11 protein-coding genes and 1 pseudogene are annotated in these 17,359 nt (G+C 64.4%); 6 read left to right on the top strand and 6 right to left on the bottom strand.

Annotated elements, in window-relative coordinates; translation table 11 throughout:
- A pseudogene (locus tag RMN73_RS02610) lies at positions 1–110 on the top strand (translation initiation factor IF-3); the annotation flags it as partial.
- Between the two features lie 175 nt (positions 111–285).
- The gene (locus RMN73_RS02605) at positions 286–3,315 is read left to right on the top strand and encodes a TonB-dependent receptor (protein WP_309601760.1); all 3,030 of its coding nucleotides are present in this window, start codon (positions 286–288) and stop codon (positions 3,313–3,315) included.
- 76 nt (positions 3,316–3,391) lie between these two features.
- Here RMN73_RS02605 and RMN73_RS02600 read toward each other — a convergent pair whose 3' ends face one another.
- Together RMN73_RS02600 and mutS are read right to left on the bottom strand one after the other, a co-directional pair.
- Positions 3,392–6,112, bottom strand: coding sequence for a [protein-PII] uridylyltransferase (locus RMN73_RS02600; RefSeq protein ID WP_309601759.1), 2,721 nt, complete (start codon positions 6,110–6,112; stop codon positions 3,392–3,394).
- Entirely contained in the window at positions 6,112–8,718 is a 2,607-nt protein-coding gene (mutS, locus tag RMN73_RS02595; RefSeq protein ID WP_309601758.1) for a DNA mismatch repair protein MutS, read from the bottom strand. The genes RMN73_RS02600 and mutS overlap by 1 nt, the downstream gene beginning before the upstream one ends.
- Before the next feature lie 91 nt (positions 8,719–8,809).
- Here mutS and RMN73_RS02590 point away from each other — a divergent pair, with 91 nt between their 5' ends.
- The gene (locus RMN73_RS02590) at positions 8,810–11,092 is read left to right on the top strand and encodes an NADP-dependent malic enzyme (RefSeq protein ID WP_309601757.1); all 2,283 of its coding nucleotides are present in this window, start codon (positions 8,810–8,812) and stop codon (positions 11,090–11,092) included.
- Between the two features lie 6 nt (positions 11,093–11,098).
- Here RMN73_RS02590 and RMN73_RS02585 read toward each other — a convergent pair whose 3' ends face one another.
- Positions 11,099–13,189 carry a bifunctional (p)ppGpp synthetase/guanosine-3',5'-bis(diphosphate) 3'-pyrophosphohydrolase gene (locus tag RMN73_RS02585; RefSeq protein ID WP_309601756.1) on the bottom strand — a complete coding sequence of 697 codons (2,091 nt, stop codon included), beginning with the start codon at positions 13,187–13,189 and terminating at the stop codon, positions 11,099–11,101.
- A 116-nt stretch (positions 13,190–13,305) separates the two neighbouring features.
- Positions 13,306–13,635, bottom strand: coding sequence for a CC_3452 family protein (locus tag RMN73_RS02580; protein WP_309601755.1), 330 nt, complete (start codon positions 13,633–13,635; stop codon positions 13,306–13,308).
- A 155-nt stretch (positions 13,636–13,790) separates the two neighbouring features.
- On the opposite strand from RMN73_RS02580, the gene RMN73_RS02575 reads away from it, so the two are divergent.
- Positions 13,791–14,261, top strand: coding sequence for a helix-turn-helix domain-containing protein (locus tag RMN73_RS02575; RefSeq protein ID WP_309601754.1), 471 nt, complete (start codon positions 13,791–13,793; stop codon positions 14,259–14,261).
- Between the two features lie 55 nt (positions 14,262–14,316).
- Here RMN73_RS02575 and rpoZ read toward each other — a convergent pair whose 3' ends face one another.
- Positions 14,317–14,658: a DNA-directed RNA polymerase subunit omega gene (rpoZ, locus tag RMN73_RS02570; RefSeq protein ID WP_309601753.1), complete on the bottom strand. Its 342-nt coding sequence runs from the start codon at positions 14,656–14,658 to the stop codon at positions 14,317–14,319.
- Positions 14,659–14,777: 119 nt separating this feature from the next.
- Here rpoZ and RMN73_RS02565 point away from each other — a divergent pair, with 119 nt between their 5' ends.
- A complete protein-coding gene (locus tag RMN73_RS02565) occupies positions 14,778–15,941 on the top strand; it encodes a phosphatidylserine/phosphatidylglycerophosphate/cardiolipin synthase family protein (RefSeq protein WP_309601752.1) in 1,164 nt (387 codons plus the stop codon).
- A gap of 3 nt (positions 15,942–15,944) precedes the next feature.
- Here RMN73_RS02565 and RMN73_RS02560 read toward each other — a convergent pair whose 3' ends face one another.
- Positions 15,945–16,586 (bottom strand): methyltransferase, encoded by a 642-nt coding sequence (locus RMN73_RS02560; RefSeq protein ID WP_309601751.1) that lies wholly within the window; start codon positions 16,584–16,586, stop codon positions 15,945–15,947.
- A 110-nt stretch (positions 16,587–16,696) separates the two neighbouring features.
- On the opposite strand from RMN73_RS02560, the gene RMN73_RS02555 reads away from it, so the two are divergent.
- The coding region (locus RMN73_RS02555) for an MFS transporter (protein ID WP_309601750.1) at positions 16,697–17,359 on the top strand (663 nt) is incomplete at its 3' end.

Here is a 17,359-nt window from a genome sequence, read left to right as displayed (position 1 = left end):
GCATGGCGGTGCTCCAGCGCGCGGCGGAGGAAACCTCGAGCATTTCCAAGATCGAGGCCCATCCGCGGATGGAAGGTCGCCAGATGCTGATGGTGCTGTCGCCCAAATAGCTTCCGCTACGGAAACCGGGTCGTTCCACATACGTGATGCATTTTTGTCGCAAAGCTCAGCTTTCGCGCAACGTGACCGCTTGCTTCGCTTCCCTGTCGCGGCGGCTTGGATTAGCTTTCCCCTCGAACCGTAACGCGACTGACAAAAGTCGCGACCGGAATTTGGGAGGATAATATGCGCAAATCGATTTGGCTGCTTTCGGCTGGACTAACGGTTCTTTCGACCCCTGCTTTCGCCCAGACCACCACCGCACCGCCGGCAACGCCGTCCGAAGCGCCGCTCGAGGCCGCATCGGTCGACAGCGCGGCTCAGGCCGCCGAAGCGGTCGATTCGGACGCGATCATCGTCACCGCGACTCGCCGCAGTGAAGCGCTCAGCGATGTCCCGCTGGCAGTGTCGGCAATCTCGGCCGACACGATCAAAAATTCGGGCGCGGTCGATTTGCGCGGCCTCAACCAGGTCAGCCCATCGCTGCTGGTCTCTTCGACCTCGTCGGAAGCCGGCGCTGGCGGCGCCCGCATCCGCGGCATCGGCACGGTCGGTGACAATCCTGGCCTCGAAAGCTCGGTCGCGATCTTCATCGACGGTGTTTATCGCAGTCGCATCGGTACCGGCCTGACCGAGCTTGGGCCGGTCGAGCGGGTAGAAGTGTTGCGCGGTCCGCAGGGCACCCTGTTCGGCCGCAACGCCTCGTCGGGCCTGATCCACGTCATCACCTCTAAGCCGAAGTTCACGACCGAGGCGTATGGCGAAGCGACGATCGGCAATTATAATCTGCGCCGCATCGATCTTGGCGTGACCGGGCCGATCACCGATACGATCGCTGCCCGTATCGATGGCGTGTACATGAAGCGCGACGGCTTTCTCAAGGACGTCATTTCGGGCGACCGGGTGAACGATCGCAGCCGCTACCTGCTGCGCGGCCAAATCCTGTATCAACCGACCGACAGCCTGTCGGTTCGGCTGATCGGCGATTATTCGAAGCGCAACGAGGAATGCTGCGCAGCGGTTTATCTGCCCACCCGCGATTTCACTGCGACCGGACCCAACACCGGCTTGACCCAGCCATCGACGATCGCTCGCATCGAACGCGGTCTTGGCGCGATCATCAATGACGATCCCTATGATCGCGACGTTTCCATCACCCCCGGGCGCAGCTACAACAGCGACGTCGTCGATTATGGCCTATCGGCCGAGATCAATTACGATTTTGGCGGCGCCGAGCTAACCTCGATCACCGCCTACCGCTTCAACGAATTGCAGCGCGGCCAGGATGCCGATTTTAACAATCTCGACATCCTGTATCGCGACGGCAGCGGCGGCTCGGCCAACCGCTTCAAGACCTTCACCCAGGAACTGCGGCTTCAGGGCAAGGCGTTCGGTGATCGGCTCGACTGGCTGGTCGGCGGCTTCTTCATGTCCGAAAAATTGCGCGTGAAGGACAATCTGTCCTACGGTGCGGATTACTCGCGCTACGCCAACTGCCTGGTCGCCAACAACTTCGTTAACGGCACCGGGCAGCCGGCGCTGCTTCAGACCAGCAGCCCGACGTGCTTCAACTCGGCGGTCGCAAGCGGCGTGCGGTCGGCGCTCGAAGCGCAATTCCTCGCCGCTGCGGGCAATGCACCGCTTCAGGCCGCAATCGCCGGGCAGTTTACGGTGCTCAGTGCGTTCGCCCGGCTTCCGGCCGACGCGTTCGTCACGACCAACTTCAGCGGCGCGCCGTTCGTCAACAGCGGGTTCAGCAACCTGTCGGGTCTGCAAACCTTCAGCGGCGTTGGGACGGAGGACGAATATAATCAGACCGACACCAACTTCTCGGCCTTCACCCACAATATCATCAGCCTGACCGACCGCTTGAAATTGACCCTCGGGGTCCGTTTCACGCACGATAAGAAAGATCTCGACGCACAGTTGCGCGACAACAATACGTTGTGCGCGTTCTTCTCTGGCTCGGCGACCTTGAACTCGCTTCAGACCCTGCCGTGCGTCATTCCGTCGGCACCCGGTGGCTCTTATTCCGACAGCGACACCAAGAAGGAAAACAAGTGGACCGGAACGGCGGTCCTCAGCTGGAAGCCGGTCGACGAAATCCTGGTCTACGGCAGCTTCTCGCGCGGCTATAAGGCGGGTGGCTTCAACCTTGACCGTGCCGCACTGCCGCGCAGTCGGGGCAATGGTGCAATTTTGTCCAGCGCGCTGGTCCGCTCACTCCAGTTCAACCCCGAAATCAACAATGCGTTCGAGCTCGGGATGAAGTATAACGGCCGCGGGATCGACATAAACCTCGCCTTGTTCCGGCAGGACTTCAAGGACTTCCAGCTCAACACCTTCAACGGCCTCAACTTCGAGGTTGCGACGGTCAACAGCTGCGGCGACAGCCTTGGCGGTGCCGATACCGACAGCAGCTCGCTTACCGGCGCCTGCAACGGCAAGATCAAGTCCGGCGTCCGCTCGCAGGGCGCCGAGCTCGAGATTTTCACCCGTCCGTTCCGCAACGCGCGGATCAACGCTGGCCTGACCTACGTCCAGACCAAGTATAAGCAGGAGCTGGTCGGTGCCAATGGCGCGCCCTTGTCCAACCAATTGTTCCAGCTGCCGGGGCGCAACCTGTCCAACGCGCCCGAACTGTCGGTCACCGGCTCGTTCAGCTGGACCCCGCCGATCGGCTCGAACGGGCTGCGCGGCTTACTCTATGTCGATGCCCGCCACGTCAGCAGCTTCAACACCGGGTCGGATCTCGATATCGAAAAGAATCAGGCCGGCTTCTCGGTGGTCAACGGCCGCCTCGGCCTGACCGGCCGCGACGGCATGTGGGGCGTCGAGCTGTGGGTGCAAAACATGTTCAATGCCAATTACAAGCAAGTGGCATTCGACTCGCCGCTGCAGGGCAGCTGCACCGAGCGTGGCGCGCAAGCGGGTTATTGCACTGCTTTGCTGCCGGGCACCGGCTTCCCGAACCGCGCGACCCAGCTGTTCAGTGCCTTCCTCGGCGAGCCGCGGACGTTCGGCATGACGCTCAAGGCCAAGTTCCGTGCTGCCCGCCCGGTGGAGGCGGCCCCGCCGGTGGTCGAATTGCCGCCGCCGCCGCCGCCGCCAGCAGCGACCCAGACCTGCGCCGACGGAACGGTGATCCTGGCATCGGACGCTTGCCCGCCGCCGCCACCACCGCCGCCGCCGCCGCCGGAGCCGGAAAAAGGCTAAGGCACATAGAGGAACAGGAAAGGGCCTCGCCATCCGGCGGGGCCCTTTTCTTATGCGATGTGCTGGTTGCGCCCGGTCAGGCCGCGCGGCTGGCCGTGTCGGCGCGCCCGACCGCATGGAGCACAGCGGCGCGCAAGGCGGCGGTCTCCTCGGCCGACAATTTTCGTCCGGCGGCATTGGTTAGGTAAAATGTATCGATCGCGCGCGCGCCATAAGTCGCGATATGCGCCGAATGGATCTGTAACCCGAGCTCATGGATCGCCAGCGCCAGCCGCGCCAGCAGCCCGCTCTGGTCGCTCGCATTGACCTCGACCACCGTGGTGCGGGTCGACGCTCGTTCGGCAATCACCACAGACGGCGCGACGGCAAAGGCGGCGCGGCGGCGGGCGAGCGGCGGGCTCGGCGGCAGCGCGGGCAATTCCCCTTCGGCCAGCGCCCGTTCGACCGCCTTGACCAGCCGCGACCGTAATTTCCGGTCGCCATAAGCGCGCCGCTGCGCGTCCTGGACCAGCATATTGTCGATCGCCATGCCGTCGCGGCTGGTGTGGATTCGGGCATCGATGATCGACGCCCCGGCCCCCGCAAGCGCCGCTGCGATACGGTAAAACAGCCCCGGTCGATCGGGCGCGAAGATGCTGATCCGGGTCGCGCCCGATCCCACCACATCGCCCGCGACCACGCTCGGCAGCAGGTCGCCGATGCGCGATTCCGCCGCAGCAATCTTGCGTGCATTGGCGATTTGCCACGCCGGTGGTTCGGCCAGCCAGTAACTGTCGGGCAATCGCCGCGCATGCGCCCGCGCCGCCGCGCCGGACCAGCCGAGCTGCTTCGCCAATTCGGCCTGCCGCCACGCGACTTGCTCGCCCCGCCCACGCTGCTTGTGCCCCAGCCGGAGCCGTTCCTCCGCCGCGTCGTACAGGGTCTTGAGCAATTGTCGCTTCCACGCATTCCACGTGCCCGGCCCGACCGCGCGAATATCGACCACGGTCAGCATCAGCAGCAGCCGCAGCCGCTCGGGGCTTTGCACCGCAGCGGCGAAATCGTCGATCGTCTTGGGATCGGCCAGGTCGCGCTTGAACGCGGTGGCGGACATCAGCAGGTGATTGCGTACCAGCCACGCTACCGTCTCGGTCTCCGCCGGGTCCAGTCCGAAGCGCGGCCCAAGCGCATGCGCCACCGCCTCGCCAAGCACGCTGTGATCGCCCTGCCGCCCCTTGGCGATATCGTGCAGCAAGACCGCGACGTAGAGCGTCCGGCGCGATCCGATCTGGCGGAACAAGGCAGTCGCCAGCGGATGATCCTCGGCCAGCTCGCCGCGCTCGATCTTGGCCAGCAACCCGATCGCGCGGATCGAATGCTCGTCGACCGTATAATGGTGATACATGTCGAACTGCATCTGCGCGACGACCTTGCCGAAGTCGGGCACGAAGCGGCCGAACACCCCCGCCTCATTCATCCAGCGAAGCACCAGATCGGGCGCTGCCTTGTTCGTCAGCACATCGAGGAACAAGGCGTTGGCGGCGGGATCGTCGCGTACCTGGTCGACCAGTCGCACATCGCGCGCCGCCGCCCGCATCGCGCTCGGGTGCACTTCCAGCCCTTCGCGCGCGGCCAGCGAAAACAGCTCGACCAGCCGCACCGGTCGTTCGGCGAGAAACCCGTCATTGGGAATCGACAACCGCCCGCGATCGAGGCTGAAGCCGTTGAGCTTGGCCGGCCGGCGGCGGAAGGTGGGTAGGACGAAGCGGCGTCCCTCGCGCGCCATTTGCTCGTCGATCTGGGCCAGGAAAAATCCGGTCAGATCGCCGACCGCCTTGGCCTGCAGGAAGTAGAATTGCATGAACCGTTCGACCGCCGATTTGCCCGGCCGCTCGGCATAGCGAAGCGCCCGCGCCACCCCGGCTTGGCTGTCGAACCCAAGCCGCTCCTCTGCCCGCCCGGCGGCGAGGTGCAGGTGACAGCGCACCGACCACAGGAACCGCTCGGCGCGCTCGAACCGGCGATATTCCTGCGCGCTGAGCAGTCCGGCCTCGACCATGCCCTGGCCGCGCTCGATCCCGAACAAATGGTTGGCGATCCAATATAAGGTGTGGAGATCGCGCAAGCCGCCCTTGCCGTCCTTGACATTGGGCTCCACCAGGTACCGGCTGTCCCCGGTGCGGATGTGGCGCTCGTCGCGCTCGGCCAGTTTCGCCGCGACGAATGCCTTCCCGCTCCCCGCCACCACTTCCTTGCGAAACCGCGCATTGGCGCTGTCGAACAGGCCCGCATCGCCCCACATCCACCGCGCCTCCAGGAAGGCGGTGCGAATGCTCATGTCGGCCTTGGACAAGGCAATCAGTTCGTCTGGGGTGCGGACCGCATGGCCGATCTTCAGTTTCAGATCCCACAAGGTGTAGAGCGTTGCCTCGATCAGCGGCGCGGCCTTGGCGGAATCGCCCGGCCGGTCGAGGAACAGCAAGTCGATGTCGCTATAGGGCGCCATCTCACCCCGACCGGTGCCGCCGATGCCGACCACCGCGATGCGCGCCGCCACCGCGCCGCCGTTCCGCGCTGCGGCATGATCATAGGCCAGCCGAACGATCTGGTCGGCAAGGAAAGCGTAGGATGCCGCCGCCATCCGCCCGCGCGACGGGTTGGCGATCAACCGCCGCTCGATCTCAGCGCGACCGGCGGCCAACGCTTCGGCCAAAATAGCGCCGCCCGACCCCGGCGCCGCGGCGATCCGATCCGCCACCGAGCGCCGGTCGATGATCGCGCGTCGTTCCTCGACAAGATTGAACCGTGGACTGGGCATCAGCCGTTCCCCGCCGCGACCCGCTTCAGCTCGTACAGCGCGTCGAGCGCCTCGCGCGGGGTCAGTTGGTCGGGGTGGATCGCGTCGATCGCGGCGGCCAGCGGATCGACCGCCGGCTCGGGCAAAGCGGCGGCGAACAAGGGCAAATCGTCGAGACCGGCGGCGATCCCGCCGGTGGCGTCGCGGCCCGCTTCCAGCTTGGCAAGGACCGACTTGGCGCGCGCCACCACTGTCGGCGGCAAGCCCGCCAGCCGCGCCACCGCGATCCCGTAACTGCGGTCGGCGGGGCCGTCGGCAAGCTCGTGGAGCAGGACGAGGTCGCCTTTCCATTCGCGCGCGCGGACATGGTGGAGCGACAAGGCATCGAGCCGGTCGGCGAGCCGCGTCAGCTCGTGATAATGGGTTGCGAATAGCGTCCTTGCGCGCACCTCGTCATGCATCGCCTCGACCACGGCCCAGGCAATCGCCAGCCCGTCATAGGTCGATGTGCCGCGTCCGATTTCGTCGAGGATGACCAGGCTGCGCGGGGTGGCCTGGGCCAGGATCGCGGCGGTCTCGACCATTTCGACCATGAAGGTCGATCGCCCGCGCGCCAGATTGTCAGATGCTCCGACCCGGCTGAACAGTCGGTCGACCAGCCCGATCCTGGCGCGCGTGGCGGGAACGAAACAGCCCGCCTGCGCGAGCAACACGATTAGCGCCGCTTGCCGCAGGAAGGTCGACTTGCCGCCCATGTTCGGCCCGGTGATCAGCCACAGGCGATCATTGGGGCCAAGGCTCAGATCATTGGCGATGAACCGCTCGCCGCCTCCCGCCAGCGCCGCTTCGACCACCGGGTGGCGCCCGCCGTCAATCTCCAGGCATGGCTCGTCGGTCAGGCTCGGCGCGGTCCACTGGCTCTCCGCCGCGCGCGCCGCATTGCCCGCCGCAACGTCGATCCGTGCGCAGGCATCAGCGGTGATCCCGATCCGCGCCGCCGCCGCGACCGCGTGCGCGGTCAGTTCCTCGAGATGCGCTGCCTCGGCGGCGAGGGCATGGCCGCCTGCCTCGACCACCCGGCTCGCCTCGGCATGGAGGTCGGTCGAGTTGAACCGCACCGCCCCGGCCAGCGTCTGGCGATGGGTGAAGCCGCTGCCCTCGGCCATCAGCCGGTCGCCATGCTTCGCGCCGACCTCGACATGATAACCGAGCACGGCATTGTGGCGGATCTTGAGCGTCGCGATCCCGGTTGCGTCGCGATAGCGTGCCTCCAATGCCGCAATCGCGCGCCGACCGTCGCTGCTGGCCACCCGCAATGCGTCGAGCGCGGCGTCATAACCCTCGGCAATATAGCCGCCCTTGGCCGCGTCGATCGGTGGCTCTGCGACCAGGGCCGCGCCCAGTCGGTCGGTCAATTCGGCATGCCCGCCAAGCTCGGGCAATAGCGCGCCAAGCAATTGAGGACGCTCATCTTTTCGCTCTAATTCTTCTCTCAATTGCGCCGCGCAGATTAGCCCGTCACGCAATTGCCCAAGGTCCCTCGGCCCCCCACGACCCGCCACCAGTCGTCCCAATGCGCGACTCAAATCATATGATGCTCGCAGTGCGACTCGCACCCGCTCGCGGTGCACCTGATCGTCATGGAAATGCTGCACCAGCGCCAGCCGCGCCTCGATCGGCCCGCGCTCGGTCAGCGGCGCGGCCAAGTCGCCCGCCAGCAACCGCCGCCCCGCCGCCGTCACACAGCGATCAATCTCGCCAAGCAAGCTCCCCGCAATCCCCCCACTCACCGACCGGCAAATCTCCAAGCTGTCGCGGGTCGCGGAATCGATTGCGACATGCATCGCCCGAGATATTCGCCGCGGCGCCGACAGATATTGCCCCGCATTCTTCTGCGTCGCGTCGAGATACGCCAGCAATCCGCCCGCCGCCGCCAGCTCGGCCCGCCCCGGATCGCCGAACCCGTCGAGGCTCGCCACCCCGAAACGCCCCTTGAGCGCGCGCTCGCCCGCCGCACTGTCGAAGCCGCCCTTGCCCGCCTCGGTCGCAATCCCCGGCACCTTACCGTCGGCGATGGTCTCGGCGGGGGACAGCCGCGCCAGCTCGGACTTCAACTCGCCCGGCCCGCACAACACCAACTCGAACCGCCCGGTCGAAATGTCGGCGGCGGCGATTCCCCATTCGTCGCCCACCTTGGCCACTGCCGCCAGCCAATTGGCCGATGCCGGGGCAAGCAAGGCGTCCTCGGTCAGCGTACCCGGGGTCACCAGCCGGACTATGGCGCGGTCGACCAGCGCCTTTGATCCGCGCGCCTTGCGTGCTTCGGCGGGACTCTCGATTTGCTCGGCAATCGCCACCCGATGCCCGGCGCGGATCAGCCGCGCGAGGTAGGTTTCGGCCGAATGGACTGGCACGCCGCACATTGCGATCGGCTCGCCGCCATCGCTGCCGCGCTTGGTCAATGCGATGTCGAGGCTGGCCGCCGCAGCCTTGGCATCGTCGAAGAACAGTTCGAAGAAATCGCCCATGCGATAGAATAATAGAGCGTCGCCCGCCTCGGCCTTGAGGCGGTGATATTGCGCCATCATTGGAGTCTGCGCAGTCTGGGGGGCGTCGGAGCGGGCCATAGCCGCTTGGTCGTAGCCGCAAACCGCCTCCCAAGCGAGGGTGACTCTTTGCCCCAAAGCCCGCTACAGCGCCTCCATCCAAGGAGCCAGAATGAACGAGAGCAACGTCAAATTCACGCGCGACGAAGCGTTGGATTTCCATAGCCGCGGTCGCCCCGGCAAGATCGAGATCATCGCGTCCAAGCCGATGGCGACCCAGCGCGACCTCAGCCTGGCTTATTCGCCCGGCGTCGCCGTCCCGGTCGAGGAAATCGCCAAGGATCCGAGCAAAGCCTATGATTACACCGCCAAGGGCAACCTCGTCGCGGTCATCTCCAACGGCACCGCGATCCTCGGGCTCGGCAATCTCGGTGCGCTTGCGTCGAAGCCGGTGATGGAAGGCAAAGCGGTGCTGTTCAAGCGCTTCGCCGACGTCGATTCGATCGATCTCGAAGTCGACACCGAGGATGCCGAACGCTTTATCCAGTGCGTCGAATTGCTCGGGCCGAGCTTTGGTGGGATCAACCTCGAAGATATTGCCGCCCCCGAATGCTTCATCATCGAAGCTGCCTTGAAGGAGCGGATGAACATTCCGGTGTTCCATGACGACCAGCATGGCACCGCAATCATCACAGCAGCGGGCCTGATCAACGCCTGCCACCTGACCAACCGTGCGCTGAAGGACATCAAGGTCGTGGTCAACGGCGCCGGCGCGGCGGCGATTGCCTGCACCGAATTGATCAAGGCGATGGGCGTGCCCCATGCCAGTGTGATCATGTGCGATCGGACGGGTCCGCTGTATCCAGGGCGCGACAATATGGACCAGTTCAAGTCGGCGCATGCGGTGCCGACCGAAGCGCGGAGCGTGGGCGAGGCGCTGATCGGTGCCGACGTGTTCCTCGGCCTGTCCGCCGCCGGCGCGCTCAAGCCCGAGATGGTGATCGGCATGGCGCCGTCACCGATCATCTTCGCGATGGCCAATCCCGACCCCGAAATCACCCCGCCCGAAGCCAAGGCGGCGCGGCCCGATGCGATCGTCGCTACCGGCCGCTCGGACTATCCCAACCAGGTCAATAACGTCCTTGGCTTCCCGTTCATTTTCCGCGGCGCGCTCGATGTCCGCGCCACCGGGATCAACGAGGAAATGAAGATCGCCGCCGCCAACGCGCTGGCCGCGCTGGCGCGCGAGCCGGTGCCCGAGGAGGTCGCGGCGGCCTATGGCGGACTGTCGCAATCGTTCGGGCCCGATTACATCATCCCTGCGCCATTCGACCCGCGCCTGATCGAGGTCATTCCCGCCGCCGTCGCCCAGGCGGCGATGGACACCGGTGTTGCGCAGAAGCCGATCGCCGACATGCGCGCCTATCGCCAGTCGCTCCGCGCGCGGCTCAATCCGACCGTGTCGGTGATGAGTCTCGCTTATGAAGCTGCTCGCTCCAACCCCAAGCGCGTGCTGTTCGCGGAAGGGGAGGAGCCCAACGTCGTTCGCGCTGCAATTGCCTTCAAGGAGGGCGGTTTCGGCACTCCGGTGCTGGTCGGTCGCGATGAAGTCTATGATCAATTGCGCGAACTCGGGGTCGACGACCCGTCAAGCTATGTCGTGCTCAACAGCCGCAATTCGCCTTTGGTCGGCCGCGCGGTCGAGTATATTTACGCCAAGCGCCAGCGCCACGGCCTGCTCCGTCGCGAAGTCGAGCGGATGGTCAACCAGGACCGCAACACCTTTGCTGCGGCGATGCTCGCGCTGGGGGAAGGCGATGCGATGATCACCGGTACCACGCGCCCGTTCAGCCAGTCGCTGGGGCAGGTCCGCGCGGTGATCGACGATGAAGAAGGCGGCACGCCGTTCGGGCTCAATATCATCGTCGGGCGGCACCAGACGGTGCTGATCGCCGACACCGCGGTGACTGAGCGCCCGACCGCCGAGCAATATGCCGCAATCGCGCTGCGCAGCGCGGCTTTCTCGCGCCGGATGGGGCAGGAGCCGCGGATCGCGTTCATCAGCTACACCACGTTCGGCAACCCGCCTGGCCGACACATCGCCGAGCTTCGCGACGCGGTGAAATTGCTCGATACGCTCGTCACCGATTTCGAATATGAAGGCGAAATGGGTCCGGACGTCGCGCTCAATCACGAGATGCAGGCCAAATTCTACCCGTTCAGCAGGCTTACCGGCCCGGCCAACATCTTGATCATGCCGGGGCTGCAGTCGGCCAATATCTCGGCCAAATTGCTCCGCGCGCTGGGCGGGGAAAGTGTGCTCGGACCGTATCTGATGGGGATGGCACTGCCGGTCCAGATTGCACCGATGACCGCCAGTTCGTCCGACTTGCTGACCTTGGCGGTGCTCGCCGCAGGCGGCGCGGACGCACTGCGCCGGCCACGCGCCGCCTGAGCAAGCTTACATACGCTCGGCGTTCGATACCGAATCGACTGAGCGCAAGGCGGCGAGCAACGAGTGGAGGTGGCCGAGGTCGTGCACTTCGACGTCGAGATGGAAGGTGTGAAAGCTGCCATCGCGGTGGGCGAGGTGCAGGTTGACGATATTGGCCCCCTGCGCGCCCAATATCCCCGCCATTTCGCCAAGCGCGCCAGCGACATCGCGCAGGATCACGCATAGACGCGCGGTGCCGCCATCGCTTTCGTCGCCCCATGCCAAATCGAGCCAGTCGGCATCGATTCCACTGGCCAGATTGTCGCACCCGATGACGTGCACCTCAATGCTCTCATCTTCGCGGCGCAGGCCGACGATGCGGTCGCCGGGGATCGGATGGCAGCAATTGGCGAGACTGAAGGCGACGCCAGGCGTCAGCCCCTTGATCGAAATCGCCTGCCGCTGGGCCGATGGTCGCGGCGCGATGTCCGTGCCCGCCGATCCAGGCTGCAGCGCCTCCATCACCGCCTCGTCAGGGAAGCGTTTGCGCGCGATGCCGATCATCAACGAATCGGCATCGTCCAGCCGCAATTTCTTGACCGCCTTGCCGAGCGCGTCCTTGGCCAATGGCGCGGGCAGGCGTGCGACGATTTCGTCGTAAATCTTGTGGCCAAGTTCGATCGTCTCGTCGCGTTCCTTGTGTCGGACGAAGCGCCGAACGGACGAGCGCGCCTTGCCGGTGACGACGAACCGCAGCCAGCTCGGCTGGGGATGCTGCGCGTCGGAAATCAGGATTTCGACCTGGTCGCCATTGTCGAGCAACGTACGCAGCGGGACCACGCGGCCATTGACCTTGGCACCGACGGTCTTGTCGCCGAGCGCAGTATGGACCGCATAAGCAAAGTCGACCGGGGTCGCGCCCTTGGGCAGCTGGATCAACTCGCCCTTGGGGGTGAAGGCGAAGATCCGATCCTGGTACATCGCCATCCGGGTGTGTTCGAGTAGCTCTTCCGGACTGTCGGCATGGTCGAGGATTTCGACCAGATCCTCGATCCACGGGACTTTGACGTCGTCGGCCGGTCGGCGCTCCTTATAGGCCCAGTGGGCCGCAAGCCCGCGTTCGGCCTGGGCGTGCATCGATTTGTCGCGAATCTGGATCTCGATCCGCATCTTGCTGTCGTGGATCACCGAGGTGTGGAGCGATCGATAGCCATTGCGCTTGGGGGTCGAGATGAAATCCTTGAAGCGCCCCGGGACCATCGGCCAGCGCTCGTGGATCAAGCCGAGCGCCTGGTAACAATCCTCGACCTTGTCGACGATCACCCGGAACGCCATCACGTCGGACAATTGCTCGAAGCTGATGTGCCGCTCGGCCATCTTTTTCCAGATCGAGAAGGGGTGCTTTTCGCGCCCCATCACCTCGGCTTCGAGCGAATGATCGGCGAGGTGGAGCTGGAGTCCGAGTCCGATCCGGCTGACGAGGTCGCCGCCGCTGGAATGAAGTTGTGCGAGGCGCCGGTTGATCGAGGCGAACGCGTCGGGCTCCAGCTCACGGAACGCCAGCGTCTGCATCTCGGTCATCATCTCATACATGCCGATCCGCTCCGCCAGCGGGGCGTAAATATCCATCGTCTCCCTGGCGATGCGGCGCCGTTTCTCCTCATTCTTGATGTGATGGAGGGTGCGCATATTGTGCAGCCGGTCGGCCAGCTTGACCAGCAGGACCCGGATGTCGTCCGACAGCGCGAGGAGGAATTTGCGGAGATTCTCGGCGGCGCGCTCATTCTCGGACTGCGCTTCGATCTTGCTGAGCTTGGTCACGCCGTCGACCAGCCGCGCGACATTGGCACCGAAGAGCTTCTCGATCTGCTCGTGGGTGGCGACGGTATCTTCGATCGTATCGTGGAGGATCGCGGTAACTATCGTCTCATCGTCGAGCTTGAGATCGGTCAGGATGCCGGCAACTTCGATCGGATGGCTGAAATACGGGTCGCCCGAGGCACGGACCTGGGCACCATGCGCCTTCATCGAAAACACATAGGCGCGGTTGAGCAGGCCCTCGTCGGCATCGGGATCATAGGCCCGAACCTTCTCGATCAGCTCATATTGCCTTAGCATAAGCCCATGTGGGGGGAGCGGGGCCCATTTCGCAAGTGCGAAAAAGGGCCGGCCCGCGGGAGGGATGCGGAACCGGCCCAGTCGAGGGTCGCGCGATTGGTGCGCGACCGGGGAGTTTAGTTGGCGTTCGCGACGGCGGTCGCACCGTTGTTCACGCCCTTGGCGGAGAGATTGCACTTGGCGAGTTCGGCGGCGTTGAACGCCCGCCCGTTGGCGACAAAGCTGCTCAACGTACCGGCGCGCTTGGCAAGGCCCTGGCACAGAACGGCCGGACGGCTTTCCTCGGTGCTGCCCTGGCAGGCATCCGCGCCGCAATTCCAGCTAATGTCGCGAGCGATGATCCGTCCATTGCTCGGGTTGATGGGCTTGGCCGAATAATTTCCCGCGACGGCCGGGGCGGCGGTCAGGGTGACGGCGGCGGCAATCAGTGTGGCGATGCGGATCATGGCGTTTTGCTCCACTCATATTTGCGTTTCAGGTTGCAACTGAATATGCCAAGTCGGTTGCACATTGCAACTGTTATTTCCATTCCACCTATGCAATCATCATTCGCTTGGAGGGTGACGCGTTGAATCGACAGGTCCTGACGGACGCTCCCGATATGGATGCATTCAGGGCTGCGGCGCTGCGTTGCCCGTTGCCGCCTGCGGTCGAGCTGATCGGCGAGAAATGGGCTTTTCTGATTTTGCGCGGCGCGCTCAACGGCCTCCAGCATTTCGAACAATTCCAGTCAGGCCTGGGAATCGCCCGCAACATCCTGTCGAATCGGTTGGGCAAACTGGTCGAAGGCGGGATCCTCGAGCGCCGCGCCGATCCCGACGATCGCCGCAAGGTCGTCTATTCATTGAGCGCGAAGGGGGAGGCGTTGCTTCCGGTGGTGCTGGCGCTCCGGCAATGGGGCGAGGATTGGGGCCATGGCAAGCAGGACATCATCCTCGCCGACCAGCGCGACGGTGCGCCGATCCAGCGGATCGCGATCCATGCGCAGGACGGGCGCGAAATTACGCTACGCGAGCTAATGTGGATCGAGCGCACCACAGGCGCGTCGCTCAAGCGGCCAGCCAGCGCCTGACCGAAGAAGGGCGGCCCCGCAGGACCGCCCTTTTGATCTCAGTCACGCGAAAAGCTTACTCGTAATCGCCGCCGCTCGGGGTCGGGCGCGGCGGAGCGGCGGCCGTAAGGCGAAGTGCCTCGGCCGATTCGCTGAGCGACGACAGCTCATCCGTCTCGTCTTCCTCGTCGACGCGAACCTTTTGCAGGTTACCGACGATAGTTTCCTCGAGATGCTTCGGCTTGACCGTTTCCTCGGCGATTTCGCGCAAGGCGACGACCGGATTCTTGTCGCGATCGCGATCGATCGTCAGGTCGGCACCGCCGCTGATCTGCCGCGCACGCTGCGCCGCGATCAGCACCAGGTCGAACCGGTTCGGAATCTTGTCAACACAATCTTCAACCGTCACGCGCGCCATTGGTCGCTCCGCATCTTGTTTGGCCCATTTGGGAGAGCGGGCGAGATAGGCAGCCTTGGTCCAATAGTCAACCAAAAGGCCCGCTTGCGCCGTTGCCCACGCCGCGCCACAGACGATCCATGCACCGCCCCCCGGCCCCCAGCTTCAGCCGTATCGTCACCGTCGACGGCAATCGGATGACATTTTATCCCGATGGTCCGGACCGGCTCGAGGCGCTGCTGGACCTGATCGCGTCGTCCCGGCGCAGCCTCCGCTTACTTTATTATATCTTCGCCGACGACCGCTCGGGCGAGTTGGTCCGTGAAGCATTGATCGACGCGATCAACCGCGGGGTCGAGGTTGCGCTGCTGATCGACGGGTTTGGCAGCTCGAAGACCCCGGAAGACTATTTTCAACAATTGAGCGAAGCCGGCGCGCGATTCTGTCGCTTCCTGCCGAGTCTCGGCCGACGCTATTTGATCCGCAATCACCAGAAGCTCGCCCTGGCCGATGGCCATCGCGTGATGATCGGCGGGTTCAACATCGAAGATGATTATTTCAAGCCTGCCGACGATGGCGGCTGGCGCGATATTGGTTTGATGGTCGAAGGCCCGGCGGCGGCGAAGCTGATTCCCTATTTCGATGCGCTGATGGATTGGGCGATGACCAAGGGCAGCAGAATTCGCGATCTCCGCGCGATCATCCATCGCTTCAGCGAGACGTCGGGCAAGCTGCAGTGGCAGTTTGGCGGACCGATGCAGCGCTTGTCGCCGTGGATCAATTCGACCTGCCGCGACTTGGCGCGGGGCAGCGACGTCGAGATGATTGCGGCTTACTTCGCCCCGCCCGGCGGGATGCTGCGACGGATCGCGCGGATTGGTGATCATGGCCGCGCGCGGATCGTCACCGCCGCCAAGTCCGACAATACCACCACCATCGCGGCCGCTCGGTTCACCTACGGGCGACTGCTCAAGCGCGGGGTGCGGGTATTTGAATATCAACGCAGCAGGTTGCATTCCAAATTGTTGGTACTCGACGATGTGGCGCATGTCGGCTCATCCAACTTCGACTATCGCAGCATCTACCTGAATCTGGAGATGATGCTGCGGGTAGAAGATGCGGAATTCGCGTCGCTGATGCGGGTCTATTTCGAAGGCGAACTCGAAGATTGTGTCGAGATAACGCGCGCGCTCCACAAACGGCGATCGACCATGATCAACCGGGCCAAATGGGCGATGTCGTTCTTTGTTGTCAGCATCACCGATTATACGGTGACCCGCCGACTTAACTTCGGCGGGAAGTAAGGTTCAGGCGGTGGCGGGCTCGCGCCAAGCCCAGAACAGGGTCGCCGGCGGAACGTTGATCCACTCGAACCCACGATCGATGCGCTCGAAGAAGGGGGCGATGAAATCGCGCACCTTGGGGCTAAACTGATAGACCAGGAAGGCTCCGCCAGCGCGGATCACGCGCGAGGTGGCGGCGCCGATCGCGTCACCTACCCCCGGCGGAAGCGTCGAAAAAGGCAGGCCTGAGAGCACATAATCGGCATGCGGGAAGCCATGATCGGCGACGATCTGCTCGACATCGGCGGCCGAGCCATGCGCCAGGATCAAGCGGGGATCGTCGATTTCCTTGCCGAGAAACTTGATGAAATCCTCGTTCGTGTCGATCGCGATCAACTTCGCGTCGGCCGGCAATTTGTCGAGGATCGGGCGCGTGAAGGTGCCGACGCCGGGTCCATACTCGACGAACAGTTTGACCTCGTCCCATTTCACCGGACCGAGCATGCGGTCGATCAATACCCGGCTCGACGGGATCACCGACCCGACCATCACCGGATTCTTGATGAAGCCGCGGAGGAATTGCCATTTCGGGCTGATCGCCCGGTGCGCAACCCGGCGGACGAAGCGGCGCGGGCCCTTGAGCGTGCGGGCAGACGAAATGGTCATGAATTCTCCGACGGCGGAAACTGCGGCCCTCGCGTTGGCAAATGCGGAACGCATTGGCAAGTCGCGATGATCGGCTTTGCGCCGTGCCGAGCCGCCGCTAGGGGACGTTGATGCCCACCACAGCCAAGCCAGCCGCCAAGCTCGCGGGGACGGCGATGACCACGCCGCACTTCGTCCTATTGTTCGCTGCGATGCTGGTCGCGGCCGCCGGCAACACCGCGCTCCAGTCGGTGATGCCGGCGATTGGTCGCGAGATCGGGATCGCCGATCTGTGGGTCGCCTTGTCCTACACCTGGTCGGCTGTGCTGTGGGTATTATTCGCGCCTTATTGGGCGGCGAAGAGCGACACCCACGGCCGCAAGCCGCTGATCTTGCTCGGGCTGGGCGGGTTCATCGTCTCGATGACCTTGTGCGGGCTAGCGCTCGTCGCCGGGTTGCACGGCGCACTCGGCGGGGCGGCCACCTTCGCCATTTTCGCGCTGTTCCGGGCGATTTATGGCTCGCTTGGCTGCGCCACGCCGTCGGCGACCCAGGCCTATCTCGCCTCGCGCACCCGCCGGGTGGCGCGGGTCAATGCGCTGTCGGCGTTGGCCTCGTCATTCGGGCTTGGAACGATTCTCGGCCCCGCCATCGCGCCATTGTTCGTGCTCCCGTTTGTCGGGCTTCCCGGGCCGTTATTTGTCTTTGCGATCATTGGCGCTGTGACCTTCGCCGCGATTCTTGCCTGGCTTCCCAATGATAATAAGCCGCGCCACGGCCACCGCGCGGGCCGT

This window comes from Sphingomonas sp. (assembly GCF_031372575.1).
GTDB lineage: Bacteria > Pseudomonadota > Alphaproteobacteria > Sphingomonadales > Sphingomonadaceae > Sphingomicrobium.
Note: the sequence above shows the minus strand (reverse complement) of the source record. Positions and strands in the feature narration are given on the sequence as shown.